Raw genomic sequence first — 12942 nt, forward strand, 5'->3', positions numbered from 1 at the left:
CCCTTTTATTCACGCCATAACCGGATTTCAAAAGTACTTTTTAAATCTACGTCTCCCGTCTCAGAAAACCTCTTCCCCTTCAGGAACCAGTCCATCCCTCACCTGAACGTCCCACCTTCTTCCCCGAAAGTTCTTGTCTAAGACACCTTCTCTCACATCCACATTCCAACATCCTGATTGCCCTGCACTCCCTCCGACTGACATTCTGATCTGATGGAAACCGTCAGCCTGAGAGTATTCCTCTCTCTTGTTAAGGAGCACCCACTGACGAAAAAACTCGGTGACTCCGGCAAATGCTAGATCGTTCAAGGTGATCGGTGAGTCTTCAGAAGGTTTTGCAGTCCCCTTGGTACTATGATGAACGATGATGGGAGTAGCACCAGCTTTCAGGCAGGTTTCAGTTATCCGTCCGAGTATAGGACCAACTTCATATAGATTCGACGGAGAGACCACTTTACTTCCACCACAGAGGCATAGATACAACGGGTCAATAAAGACAACCTTAATTTTCCTGAACTCAAGAAAATTGCTTAATTTTGATAAGTCCTCTTCATCTGTCAGATTCGGCAGCGTAAAAGCCCAATGCACGTTAGATATTTCCTCGAGACTTGTCTTCTTAGATTTACACACCCGTTTTGCAGTGTCTTGCAGAGATGATTTCCCGCTTTCTCCGGACATAACAGCTACTCGACACGCCGTGGGAACATTGAATTCTCCCAGGAAAGGCTTTCCCGATCCAAGACTGAGAGCCATATCGATTACAACACCTGTCTTGAGACATTTAGCGGGCCCACCGATCACACCTGCTTGACCTTTGATAAGTATCCCCTCGATCAACCAGTCATGTTCGCAATCTAATTCTGCAAACTTCTTAGATTGGATGAATCCATACCGTTTGAGAGCATCTACGGGACGTTCCGACTCAGGTACACGAGTTTTGCTACGACTGCTGTTCGGTTTTGATGTGTTCATTATTCATATTTCCTGTAAAAGAGAAGTTCAGGGAGTATTTTGACGGAATATACCCTCTTGCTATAGAGCCTGTTTTTCCGTCAAAGTGATATTCAAGAGTCGGATCATAAGATTAAATTCAGGTTGTGTGAGTTAATAAGAATCCCTGTGATGATTTCAGCCTTATCGAGAGTATTCATATCAATCTTGGTCAGTAACTCCGCTTCGGCTTCATCCTTTAATCTTCGAACCTGTTCTCTTCTTCTGGCTGCTTTTGTGCGTAACTTCTCTGCCAGATGCTGTTCTCTGAGATTTAATTTTTTCGTAAGATCCCGTCCTCCCTGTTGAATGTAGTCATATATTTCGGTTAATACTGCTTCTATAGATCCCCTTTGACGCTCTCCTTTAGATTGTCTTAATACCAATAAATCGAGACCGCAGGATGTTTTCTCCTGGAATCGATCAACCTGTCGTGTAAACAACTCATACTGTTTGGGTGTCTGGAAGATAAATGCTGACAACTTGATGTGTTTAATTACTTTTACAGTTTTTAATTCCAAACTGAGCGGGAGATAAAGTTCGGCATTGGGATTGTTTTTCATCACTTTCTTTACGAACTGTTTAGCCGGCTTTAGTTTTAGAAGTAGGCGATCTGTGGTAATCGGAGGTAAATCTATCATGTTATCTTCGGGATAGATCATCATGATCCATTCTCCGTATTCATTCTTATTCGTAGTACTGAATGATCGCATTTTGTTCTCCTTGATTTCCAATCCATCCTCTTCCTCAAGGAATTTGATGTAGTTACTACATCCGTCACAGGCGATCGCGTCAAAGGATTTCGGACCTTCCCCCCCCGTCGCTTTATGTTCGAGAATGTTCATACCAAAGAATTTGTCATACTCCTTCCCGGAAACTTCGAAGAAATGCTTCAGGTGCTCCTGATACCAGTTCGAAAAACCACGATCATCGACCGGTATTTCCGCTGGATCGTAAAAAGGGATACCTGACTCTTCGTCCGCATGACGTAGAGGATAATCTGACATAATTTTAAGACACTCTGAAAATGTGCATGCAGGAATCCGGTCACGCCGATAGGTACAACCATCTGTAATGACTTGTAATCCGTTCAGAGACTGAATCATGGCATAGGCTTGAGATCGCGCTCGGGCACCGATAATATTACCACCGACAATGTTGTTGGTTGGGTGATGTTTGCAGACTAAAACTCCGAACATGGTATTCGCCTGCATTTTCCAGACGTACTCCCAGTCGCTCCCTTTCCCATGTTTCTCCTTAGCCTCGCGACGCTTCTCTCCTATTTCCCTGGCATATTTTTTGATGGGAAATTGATAGGCTACATAATCATGATCGATTGGTTCTTTATGTATGAGCGACATTTCACTTTCGAGGTACTCTGAATTCCAGGGTAATTTTTTCGTCCTGTTCTCCTCAATCAATTGATCGAACTCTTCACCGGTCTTGGCAATCCTTCTTTTATCGTAAAAGACGATTGACTCGACGCGAAGCTGTTCGTATTCCGATCGCATTGATTCGGGAAGTGCTTGAATCATCATCCAGGTATCGTATGTGACAATACCGGACTCAATCCGGCGGGCAAATAATTTAGCACCACTGTTTTCTACTTCTTCTGACCTTTCAACATCTTTTAGAAGAGCAGTGATCCGTTCATGCCCGACTTTCTGCCTGTAGTTCTCGAAAGTCATCGCTTCAAGAGTTGAAGGAATCAATACATTTTCGGAATGTTCGAAATCTCCAGTCACACGGATATACCATGCATCATCTTGAGACACTTTACGAACGATATCCACACCTTCTGTAAGGGCTAGATTATTACTGCCTGGTTCAAGAATGATCGGACGCCCCCAATACACGTTCATGTTCGCCAGAATCTTGTTGTAACATCCCGCGAAGTCGACATCTCTTAACATTCCCGGAGATCGATGCCAAATTGTTGTTGGCGTACGGCTGAATGCCAGCCCCCCGTGAAATCTACCTGTCTGTGGACCGAACCGGCTCGTGCTATGTTGTCCATGGAATTGGGAAACACCGCTCTTTCGCATGAGTTTCTTGACCTCACTTGTTGTCGAAAGATTTTGTGAATTCGAGATAGATAGACTGGTCATCGAGATAATGAAATCTTTGACACGGCTTCCGATCGTTGCCGACATTTCCGGGATGTTACTTTCTGGAACTTTAAATTCTCGATAGATATTTGTGTCGTATTCCTTCATCTGCTCGTAAACGAGTAATGTGTTGACGACGTCAACGATCGCATAACCGTAAGCTTCATTCGTTTTAGTACGGAAAGTCTTCAACATCGTCGCTTTTTCAGCCTTGGAGATAGATTCATCTTTCTTCTGATTGATAAATATATCCGACAAGGTGCCCAGATTTGACTTTCCATAGGGTAGCATGGTATCTCGAGTTTCAATCCGGACTTGATAAAGTCGATTGGAACCGAATTTCGCGTACTCGATGATCGGGTTATTGACTGTATGGTTTGCGTATTCTTCGATAAACTCGAGCTTACTGCGATTGTCGAGCCGAATTGATGATGATTTGAAGCTATCTCTGTGAAAGAGAGAATCATTAAATGAACTCCCGAACAATCGACCGATATCAGCAGTCAGGAAATGTCCGATCAGTACAATCCTGATAGTGGGAAGTTTCCATTGTTCTTTCTCAGAATCCCATTTAGCTTCTCGATATTCCTGGTTCCGGTCTTGAATTAGAGGTTCAATTTCTGCTTTTGAAATAGCTTTGAGATGTGGTAAGCGTAACAAACTTCTTAGAATCCTGACTGGTGAAAGTTGAATGTTGAGCTTTGATGGTTTTTTGATAACGAATTTCTGACAAAATTTGCCATAACTGTTGTCTTTACTCGTCGGTAAAAATACCTCTTGATCAAAATCGTCGGGCAAAGACGGTATGCTTGGAGAATGAAAAAGATGGACCATGATATTCCCTGCAGGGTTTCTTGCCGCGGCTTGAACGGTAAGTGTCTGAGCATCTTGATACTCGGTATCAATGGCGATTTCGATCGGTTTTTCTACCAGTCGTTTCAACCATTTCGTGTAACGATCATTTTTGTCTCGCTTTGTCATCAGGTCTTCCTTCAGAAATCACTGGTCCATAGTTTTGATTACGGGCTCTAACGAGCGTTCCACTGATTCGGATTTAATCTCTATGGAGTTCTTCCTAAGAAATAATTTAAGTTGGTAAGAATCCCCACTGCAAAGGTCAATCATGTTGAACCTCTTCGTTCTCTCTAGTCATTAGATAAACCCCTTTAAAAAAAAATAACATTGTGTATTTTGTCCTATATCCGATTAGTCCCGGATATCTGCAAATTCAATTTGAATTCAAACCATAAATCAAAGATCTCTGTAAGGAACATCGCCAAGCCGTAACACCATTCTTATAAAATGAGCAGATCTCTTAATTTTTTCAGGATACGAGACTTGGCCATTCGGACTCCGGCACTTGAAAGGTTCAGGATTTTGGCAACCTCGGTAGAACGTCGTTCTTGAATTGTAACCTGCCAAAACGCATTCCAGGTTGTGTCTTCAACCTCCTTTTTAATGACCTCGATTGCGGGAACAACTTGCTGATACCAGAGTGGTGGGAGATCAGGGTTTTCCTGGTTTGTATGAACTGAATTGCGACTCGCACTAATTTCCTCAAGGCCTGCGATCCGACCGTGATAGTAGTTTTTCGTTTTTCCCGGTGGAAATGATTTTTAACTCGTCTTCCGGTGATGACTCTTACCCTGCCTTTGAAGTTAGATCTGGGCTGGTTCCAGTCCTGCTTTCTCAGATTTTTCATGACTGACAGGAAAACTTCCTGAAAAATATCGTCGCAGTCTGAAGGCGACAAATTCCCCGTGTCAATCCAGTGATACACCAATGGACTCAGAGTCCGGGTTAATTCACGCCACGCATCCATACAGTTGGCTATATCAGAATCCATAGCCGTTAATTGGATAACGCCGAAGCAGATAATACTAAATCGCCGTCTAAGGGAGTTTGTTGGGTGGGTTTTTTTCACAGTTCCCGCTCTGCATATAACACAACAGAAAGGAGCTGTCATGATTACTAATAGAGGCACAAACACAGTTCACTCTGAACTACTTCGGCGTGCACAGAAAGACGATCTCGATGCATGGCGGGAACTAGTCCAGTCTTAGAGTCCTTTGGTGCATCACTGGATTGCCCGAAACAAGCGATCGCATGCTGAATGCGACGATATTTTTCAAGAGGTCTTCCTGTCAGTCGCAAAAGCGTTGAGAAAGTACGACTGGAGCAAGCCTAAATCTGGCTTCAAAGGTTGGCTACCGACATCCTGACATCCGCCGATCGCGATACTCTCTGATTGTGGCATTCAGTTGCAGTCTTTGTTACCCTTTAGGGGACAGATGTCAATTCAGCCAGCACATCTTCGATAGTTACCAGGGCGAGGGTATGAGCATTTACGCAGCGGGAGAGAAAATGTGACTGAGCGTGACGGCAGTATGAAACCAGACAACCATTCCAACCTGGCATCCCAATCCCAGTCTCAATGGCATACCCGATCCAGCATGATCTTCGATTTGAAGGAGTTCTCGCAGGAGCGGTGGAACAACTTTGTGCTGGTGTATTCGCCGCTATTGAAGTACTGGATACGCAAAAAGAATGTGCCTCCGTCAGCGGAAGACGATGTTCTACAGGAAGCCTTGTCCAAAATACACAAAAGTATCGGTAACTTCGAACGTGATGCAGCCAAAGGCAAGTTTCGGGGCTGGCTTCGCACGATCGTGGAACGTCGGGCCGCAGACTATTTCCGTTCATTGACTGAGGACCAGAGGGCACCGCAGGAGGTACTGGATGCCGTAGTTAGTCGTGACCAAAAGGATGCCGAGGAGATCGACGGAGAACAGCAGGCACTTGAAGAAGTCAAAGCCCGGGCGTTGGAACTGGTTCGGGAGTCGACCGCCGAAAAGACCTGGCAGATGTTCTATATGAACACGGTCGACGGAGTTCCACCGGCGGAAATTGCAAAACAATTCGGGACCACCAAGGCAAATGTACGAGTTGCGAAAAGTCGTGTCTTGGGGCGACTTAGGAAATATCTTATTGACGATTTAACCGACAAACCCTGACCCCAGAATTTTTGGTGTTACGCTCCTCCGATATTCATTCACAGGAGTATTACTGCAAACAGGACAAGCACATTTGGTAACCCAATCATGGTCAAAATGACAACTTGCCCGACAAAAGAGGATTTGATTCGACTGAACCACGGTGACTTGCCGGGAGATCAGCTGGAATCCGTCTGTGATCACGTGGAACTCTGCAAAAAATGTCAGCAGGTTTTCGGTCAGCTCGACGACCCACCCAACGAATTTGCTAAACAACTGGCTAAAATCACGCCGGTGGATCTCGAAAACGCCCGCATCGCCATCGAAGAAGAGACGCTTAAAGATCGTGCGACGACGATCTGGGGACAGCTTGCCCCTATTCATCAAAAAGATCGAAAGCCAACACTCACTGTACCGTGCAATCTGCGGCAGTACGAAGTCCTGCGGCTGATCGGCTACGGCGGTATGGGCGAGGTTTATGAGGGATGGCACTCGAACCTGAAACGCTCTGTCGCCCTAAAGGTGATACAGGGAATTCGGCAGGATGACCCGGTCGCCTATGAACATTTCCTGCGGGAGATGGAGACCGCTGGTCAACTGGAGCATCCCAACCTGGTCCGAGCCCACGACGCCTGGGAGCACGACGGTTGTCTGTTTCTGGCTCAGGAACTGCTCGATGGAGATTCACTGCAACAACTCGCCAGCCAGGAAAAAATCAGAACGCCAGATGAAGCCATTGATGCGTTGCTGGGTACGTGTCGTGCCCTGGAACAGCTGCATGCCAAAGGTTTTGTCCATCGGGATGTTAAACCGGGCAACATAATGCGGCTGACTGACGGCACAATCAAATTGATTGATTATGGATTGGCCATCGCCGCCGAGTCGGGGAAATCAGCCGCCCGTATCGGAGCTGGCACAATCGGCTATATGTCCCCAGAACAGGCTCACGGTAGCGGACCAATTGACTATCGTTCAGACATTTATTCAACAGGCCGCGTTCTCAAGTATCTACTCAGTAAGTTATCATCGAAAACAAATGACCCTAAACGGGAATACCTGATCAAGATACTCACTAAGTTAGCCAACCAGCTGACAGAAAAAGATCCCCAGAAGCGGCCAAAAAACATTTATTCCGTCGCTGTAAAACTGGAGCAGCTGCAACAGTCGGTCAAGTCTCAGAAAAAAAACACCGGTTCCCCTCCCTCAGACTCAAGGACTACTCACCAAAAGAAGAAACATCCAGGAATTTCTAAGAAATCTAAGCGTAAGAGAGCAGCAGCTTCGGAGCCCCGAACTGCCCCCAACCCCCAAAAGAAGCGGGTTGGCTCCTGGCTTATACTCATAGCGTTACTACTTGGAATTGGTGGATTCGGTGCGTATCAGCTGATTTTCAAAACTGACAAACAAGCCACGATTCTGGTCGAAAATCATCAACCCGGTGATGTGATCCAGATCACCAGTGAAGTTGGGAAGGTCCGATCCGTCGAACTGATTGACCAGGCCAAATTTGTCGTTGCCCCCGGCAATCGGCAACTGACTCCGGATAAGATTACTGTCAAGGGACGAGATCATTTGAATGTACAGATCAAGGACCGGTCAACTGGTGTCAACGACGATTCAATCAACAAAAAAACCGTAGCGAAAAACGAACCCTTCAAATTGAAGATGGTAGAACTCCCGGCTGGTTCCTTTGTGATGGGAAGTGTAGAAGGTGCCGTCTTCCCACGTTGGCATAATGACACTTACAAGGTAACTGCTCGACAAACTGGTGATAAATCGTGGGAAGAAGTTCAGGACGCTACCGGTAAGGTTTTATGGAGATACTCAGAAACATCCAGAACTAAAGAATCTGTTGAATTGTATTGCCCCAAACGCAAATATGAGGTTCGTTTGCTCAATAAACGCATGGAGTTAAAAAAAGGTGGTAAATGGACATGGGTTGCTAACGGACATTGGGAAACCAAAGAATAAAAGCTGATTTAAAAATGAAAGCTAGTGCTGTGTCAGGATTTGATTTTGGGATAAAGTGATTTCAATTTCACTCGGGCGTCCTGAACTTTGAATTGCCAGTCTACTCCACGCTGCTTTTTGTTGGAATCCTCCGACCAGGCTTTGGTTTCCGCTCGCAACAGTCGTGTGGATTCGAAGCGGCGACCGAAAACACACTGCCGGGTCATCGTACTCAGTTCGTTTTCCGCGATGTTCAGCCAACTGCCATGTTTTGGCGTGTGGCGAAATTCGATCTGCCGGGCCAGCGAGCGCGCCTTCTCAGCGGGAACCCGGGCCCCGGCTTCCAGATCGTCACCGGCACTTTCCAGCACGAAGCTGCAAAAACGTTGGACATCTCGGTCGAAGGCGAATCAAAGCCCATCGGCACCACGCCGAATCACCCCTTCTGGAGCGTCGATCGCCAGGAGTTCGTCAGAGCAGACAGCTTGACAGTGGGCGAACGGTTACAAAACTTAACCGGCATCACAACCGTCACCAGCATCACCCCCCGCGGTCCGCCGGAACCCGTTTACAACCTCGAAGTCCAGGTCAAACACACCTACTACGTTGCCGATTCGGGTGTGCTGGTTCATAATGGTAAAAATTGTACCAGTGTGTATCAACATTCTGATGATGCCGGGAATGTGAACTACATTGGTATTTCTAAGAATTTGAAAAGTCGATCTGGTTCACATCGACTCGATGGTTCAAAAACCGGTACGACGATGGATTCCATTACCAACAAATTAAATCGTGATATTGCAAAAAACGATTGAAGCAAAGCTGATTCGACGAAGGCTAGATCTTGCACTTCAAAAAGGCCTAATTACCGGATTAGAACCTGTTGCTGAACAGCTGAGAAAAGCAGGATTATTGAATAAAAACCGTGGACGTGATCCAAGCAAGTGGGTAAACGTTGATCCGAAAGACTTCCTAAAGGAATTAGGTGAGTCATTTAACATACGCACTCCAGGTGGAAACTAAAGAATTCAGGAGATTACTACATGTCATACTGGGGAAAAGATGCCGGCGACAATGACTTCGCTTTTGGTGCTGTTGGCTCATACGTGAGTTTTATTAAGGAACGTATGTTTCAGGGGATGGATGCCGTCATAAACAAACCACACCCCGAACAATCAATGATTGCCTCTCTTCAATGCATTCGTTTACTTGCTGAAGAATTTCCTAAAAATGTATCGGTTCACTTCGGAAAATCTGAATTTGAAGAAGCTAAAGCAGCGTTCGAAAAATGGTATGATACGGTACACAAAAAGATTCCGGCGAAATATCGTGAAGCAGTGCTGGAAGCAGCCAATGCAGAATTTGCATTGTTCGAAGAGCGGGTTTTGAAAAAATAAAACGTTGGCTGAAACAGAATTGACCTGTCGTTCTTCATGCTTAGATTTCAGCAATCATTAACAGGAATTGCAGATCCATATCGTCCATTAGTTAAGGTAAAAAATGAATGGGAGCCTGGGGATACAAAACGTTTGAGGACGATACCACATGTGACTGGCTCGATGATTTGTATGAAGCCGAAGATCCTTATCGATTCCTGCTTTCATCCCTTAATCCCGAGCAAAATGATGGTTTTCTGGATGATCTTGTCTGCTCCAGTATTCTGGGAGCAGCAGAAACCGTTTTCTCATTACTGTTTCAGGTCCGGGATAATCCAGCTGAGGAGTTTAAAGAGTGGATTCAAAATAATCAGGATCTTCCGGTGAACGACTTAAAACCCAACTGTATTAAATCTCTCAAACGAGTGTTGTCAGACGATTCTGAATTAAATGAAATCTGGTCCGATTCAGGAGAAGATTACATTAACTGGAGAAAGAATATTGAATCGATGATTGAAGCCTTAGAATCTTGATCCGGTAGTCAGCCTAATCAGTTTGGGCCTTTAATTTGATATGGTCAGAAACTAAAAAAGTAGTAGAAACCAAATATTGACCTGCCCTAATGTGGCATTGACGGCAACGCCAAAGTGCTGGCAATTGAGTAACCGGCCCACCAAACTTTCAATTACCACGCCGAATCACCTCATCTGGAGTGTTGATAGAGAAGCATTTGCGCGACGCAAGTTTTATGATGCGCGGACCGTGCAGCTGGAAGCCGCGCACCGGGCGTTAATATTTATCCAGCAGTTATACGCGATTGAACGAGAAGCCGGCGTATTGAAGTCGGATCTGCAACAGCCGACGGACCGTGGACGAAAAGCGATAGGCAGAAAGCATAGATCGTGTGAAGATCACTGACTACTGCCCCTACTTGAAGTCAGGAACTCTGTAATAAACCTTCCCCACGATATTAACAAATTTTTCTGATAGATAAAAAAATACAGGCAGGCCACCTAAGAGGGTGGCCTGCCTGTATTTATCTTTGGAGTTCATGCAATGACAAGTATGAAAATGTTTAATTCAACAGTTTATTATGGTCTCACCAGCCAATAGATTCAGTGTCATATCGAAATCAGTAGAAATGTTTCGTAACCAGCGCGTGAACTGATGCAACATCAAACCGGCGGCGATACTAGCAGTGTAGATCGTACTACGGGAAGTGCAGGCACCGGTTTGTGCCTCCGCCTGGGTAAACAGCGACGAGTCATAGTGGTCCCGTGACTTCGAATCAACGGCCGTCAGGATTCGTATTACCTCCCCCCGCATCCGACCATCGCACCAGAACGCACACTGATGTCGTAGTGCCCGCCAGATGGCGGCCCGACTGCTGATCGAATCCACACAGACAAATACGACTTCTCCTGTCACGAGCCCTGGCCGAAATCGATCAATTACCTGGTCCACCTCCAGGCTGGCATCGATGGCCTGCACAGCACAAGCCGTAGTCTCAACCTTGTAACGTCCCAGATCTGCTGCCAGGTAGCCTTGCGTTGTAATATTAGTTGGCTCAACCTGATCGAAATCGATCAACTGCAGACGTCGTACTCCCAGGGCCGCCAGCTGCAGTGCCACCTGGCGTCCAATGGCACCCACCCCAATGACCGTGACGGTCATTGGTTTGAGTTTTTCCCTGGGAACCAGTTCTGACTGGCGGACAAAACGATCGGATACCAAATTCATGATCTCTCCTTATTCTATTTCGAAGTGTTAAAAAATGGAGTTACTTAGATTGGAAAAACAGGCCACTGTTCTGAATATGCAAACTCATCCTCAAACCATTCGGCCAGATCCCACAGCGGTGGTAGTGGTGCTTCTTGAACACAGTCCAGATACTCCGCTTCCCAGGCACTTTGATTGCTTGCGGCGAACTCTGGTTTGAAATCAATGCCAACAGACAGCTTCTCTAACTTGGATTTACCAGCCTGTTTCAACTCTGCATAAGTGGCACCGTTACGGGCCAGGATAAACATCAGCGCCCAGTCACAGTTCCCGAACACACGGGCAAATGTCTCCACATCCACCTGACTGGGTTGGGCGGAAATACCGGGGTGCGTGTGAATCCAGATCCGTCCAAACTGTTCCGGGTGTCGTTCCAAGTCAATCTGGTCATCAAAGAAATCTGCAACGGCCGTGTCATCAAAAGCGACCGTCACGTCAGTGCAGGTTTGCTTGATCAGGACGAAGTCTGTCACGAACCGGGAATCGGCAGCTTCAGTAATCCCGAAGCCACCAACTTCAGTCGGCCCCCGGTCACGCAGGTAGATCAGCTTGGCCCAGGCATACGGGCTGAATCGCAGGGGACGACGTTTGCGCTGCTTCGGACGTTTCCGACGGGGCCGCTGTAGCAGGCGGCGTGTCAGGGGCTGGGTTTTCGGGTGTGGCATCTTCATTCTCCATAGATTCTTCAAAACAGGATGAACAGGTTTGGTCAGACAGACAGGGCCGACAGTAACATTCGCCGCAGAACTCGCAGTTTGAGAGACAACCGCGACAGAACGTGTCATCGCAGGCCTCACAGGTATCAGCACAACTTGAACAGAGGTGATCGCCACAAGCCGTACAGTTGCGACGGCAGTATTCACAGATCTGGTGTTCGCAGATGGAACAGGGGCGACTTTCTTCTTGGGACATCGAATCGTCGCAATCCGCGCAGGATGAATTCCACCAGCGATCGAGGGGAACATAAGCAGAACCCGGGTTATAGGTCTGCAGGATCTGCTGCACCAGCAGGAAGAAATCCCCCAGCCGCCCCTCTGCCAGAGCCTGGGTGATGGGTATTTTGCCTTCCCCTTCGCAGAGCGTGTCTCCCTGGACGTGGGGATGATGCACATCATCAGTGCCAGTTTGTGATAAAGAAATGACCTGATAGGGCTGGGGATCACCGAGTTCACTCCAGCGGAGCCGGATTTCAAATTCACCCAGGTTGACTTGACTCAGAATCACTGCCGGGGTTCGGACGACAATTTCCTGTTCGGACCAATCAATACGGGTATCCTCGAATTCATCTGGCAGGGAACTGAGTTCGTCGACCAGATCCCGCAGAGACGGGACCACCGTCGGTCGTTTGACAGCTGTGAGCTCACTGTGAGAGGCAGTTAAATCGTGAATCAAACGGGACACACTTTGTTTATATTGTTCCAGGCAGAGCTCGAAGGCGACCGGCCAGTGGCGCTGCTGGGCTTTCGTCGACAGCCGCGAGAATCGTATGACCCGCGTCCACTGGTCCACCGGCGGCGAATTCACTTGGGGGAAACCAGTCGCCTGCGACTGGTACTGCTCCCGAATCTTAACGGCAGCCCTGATCCAGAGCCGCTGCGGAGGTAATCGGTTCATTGAAAGGCTTCTCCTTAAAGGAAATGAGGCCACCTGTTGTGGCAGGTGGCCTCTGTAAAAGAAAATGTCAACAAGATTCAGCGTCGCTGCCGCGTTTTCCGGGACGAGCGAGAAGTCGGACGAATATCACCG

11 protein-coding genes are annotated in these 12942 nt (G+C 47.0%); 6 read left to right on the forward strand and 5 right to left on the reverse strand.

The features are described from left to right. Positions 1–60: 60 nt before the first annotated feature. Together AAC022_RS26575 and AAC022_RS26580 are read right to left on the reverse strand one after the other, a co-directional pair. Positions 61–972 carry an AAA family ATPase gene (locus AAC022_RS26575; protein ID WP_339736255.1) on the reverse strand — a complete coding sequence of 304 codons (912 nt, stop codon included), beginning with the start codon at positions 970–972 and terminating at the stop codon, positions 61–63. A gap of 104 nt (positions 973–1076) precedes the next feature. Then, positions 1077–4040, reverse strand: coding sequence for a hypothetical protein (locus AAC022_RS26580; RefSeq protein ID WP_339736258.1), 2964 nt, complete (start codon positions 4038–4040; stop codon positions 1077–1079). 1424 nt (positions 4041–5464) lie between these two features. On the opposite strand from AAC022_RS26580, the gene AAC022_RS26585 reads away from it, so the two are divergent. The 6 genes from AAC022_RS26585 (at position 5465) to AAC022_RS26610 (ending at position 10335) form a co-directional block, all read left to right on the forward strand. Then, positions 5465–6112: a sigma-70 family RNA polymerase sigma factor gene (locus tag AAC022_RS26585; protein WP_339736260.1), complete on the forward strand. Its 648-nt coding sequence runs from the start codon at positions 5465–5467 to the stop codon at positions 6110–6112. Between the two features lie 87 nt (positions 6113–6199). Next, positions 6200–8062, forward strand: a complete 1863-nt coding sequence (locus AAC022_RS26590) for a serine/threonine-protein kinase (protein ID WP_339736262.1) — start codon at positions 6200–6202, stop codon at positions 8060–8062. Positions 8063–8154: 92 nt separating this feature from the next. Continuing rightward, positions 8155–8856, forward strand: coding sequence for a polymorphic toxin-type HINT domain-containing protein (locus tag AAC022_RS26595; RefSeq protein WP_339736264.1), 702 nt, complete (start codon positions 8155–8157; stop codon positions 8854–8856). 228 nt (positions 8857–9084) lie between these two features. Continuing rightward, entirely contained in the window at positions 9085–9438 is a 354-nt protein-coding gene (locus tag AAC022_RS26600; protein WP_339736266.1) for a hypothetical protein, read from the forward strand. 107 nt (positions 9439–9545) lie between these two features. Then, positions 9546–9950, forward strand: coding sequence for a DUF4259 domain-containing protein (locus AAC022_RS26605; RefSeq protein ID WP_339736268.1), 405 nt, complete (start codon positions 9546–9548; stop codon positions 9948–9950). 124 nt (positions 9951–10074) lie between these two features. Next, a complete protein-coding gene (locus AAC022_RS26610) occupies positions 10075–10335 on the forward strand; it encodes a hypothetical protein (protein ID WP_339736270.1) in 261 nt (86 codons plus the stop codon). Between the two features lie 162 nt (positions 10336–10497). Here AAC022_RS26610 and AAC022_RS26615 read toward each other — a convergent pair whose 3' ends face one another. The 3 genes from AAC022_RS26615 to AAC022_RS26625 are packed head-to-tail and all read right to left on the reverse strand — an operon-like array spanning position 10498 to position 12810. Further along, the gene (locus tag AAC022_RS26615) at positions 10498–11157 is read right to left on the reverse strand and encodes a ThiF family adenylyltransferase (protein ID WP_339736272.1); all 660 of its coding nucleotides are present in this window, start codon (positions 11155–11157) and stop codon (positions 10498–10500) included. 44 nt (positions 11158–11201) lie between these two features. Further along, positions 11202–11837 (reverse strand): hypothetical protein, encoded by a 636-nt coding sequence (locus tag AAC022_RS26620; RefSeq protein WP_339736277.1) that lies wholly within the window; start codon positions 11835–11837, stop codon positions 11202–11204. After that, positions 11728–12810, reverse strand: coding sequence for a hypothetical protein (locus AAC022_RS26625; RefSeq protein WP_339736274.1), 1083 nt, complete (start codon positions 12808–12810; stop codon positions 11728–11730). The genes AAC022_RS26620 and AAC022_RS26625 overlap by 110 nt, the downstream gene beginning before the upstream one ends. Positions 12811–12942: the final 132 nt, after the last annotated feature.

It is taken from the genome of uncultured Gimesia sp., from assembly GCF_963976445.1.
Classification (GTDB): domain Bacteria; phylum Planctomycetota; class Planctomycetia; order Planctomycetales; family Planctomycetaceae; genus Gimesia.

Excerpts from the sequence above, each read along its gene's own strand:
- AAC022_RS26600 (WP_339736266.1), top strand. The coding sequence starts at position 9,085 with ATGTCATACTGGGGAAAAGATGCCGGCGACAATGACTTCGCTTTTGGT.
- AAC022_RS26590 (WP_339736262.1), top strand. The coding sequence starts at position 6,200 with ATGGTCAAAATGACAACTTGCCCGACAAAAGAGGATTTGATTCGACTG.
- AAC022_RS26575 (WP_339736255.1), bottom strand. The coding sequence starts at position 972 with ATGAACACATCAAAACCGAACAGCAGTCGTAGCAAAACTCGTGTACCT.
- AAC022_RS26625 (WP_339736274.1), bottom strand. The coding sequence starts at position 12,810 with ATGAACCGATTACCTCCGCAGCGGCTCTGGATCAGGGCTGCCGTTAAG.
- AAC022_RS26605 (WP_339736268.1), top strand. The coding sequence starts at position 9,546 with ATGGGAGCCTGGGGATACAAAACGTTTGAGGACGATACCACATGTGAC.
- AAC022_RS26615 (WP_339736272.1), bottom strand. The coding sequence starts at position 11,157 with ATGAATTTGGTATCCGATCGTTTTGTCCGCCAGTCAGAACTGGTTCCC.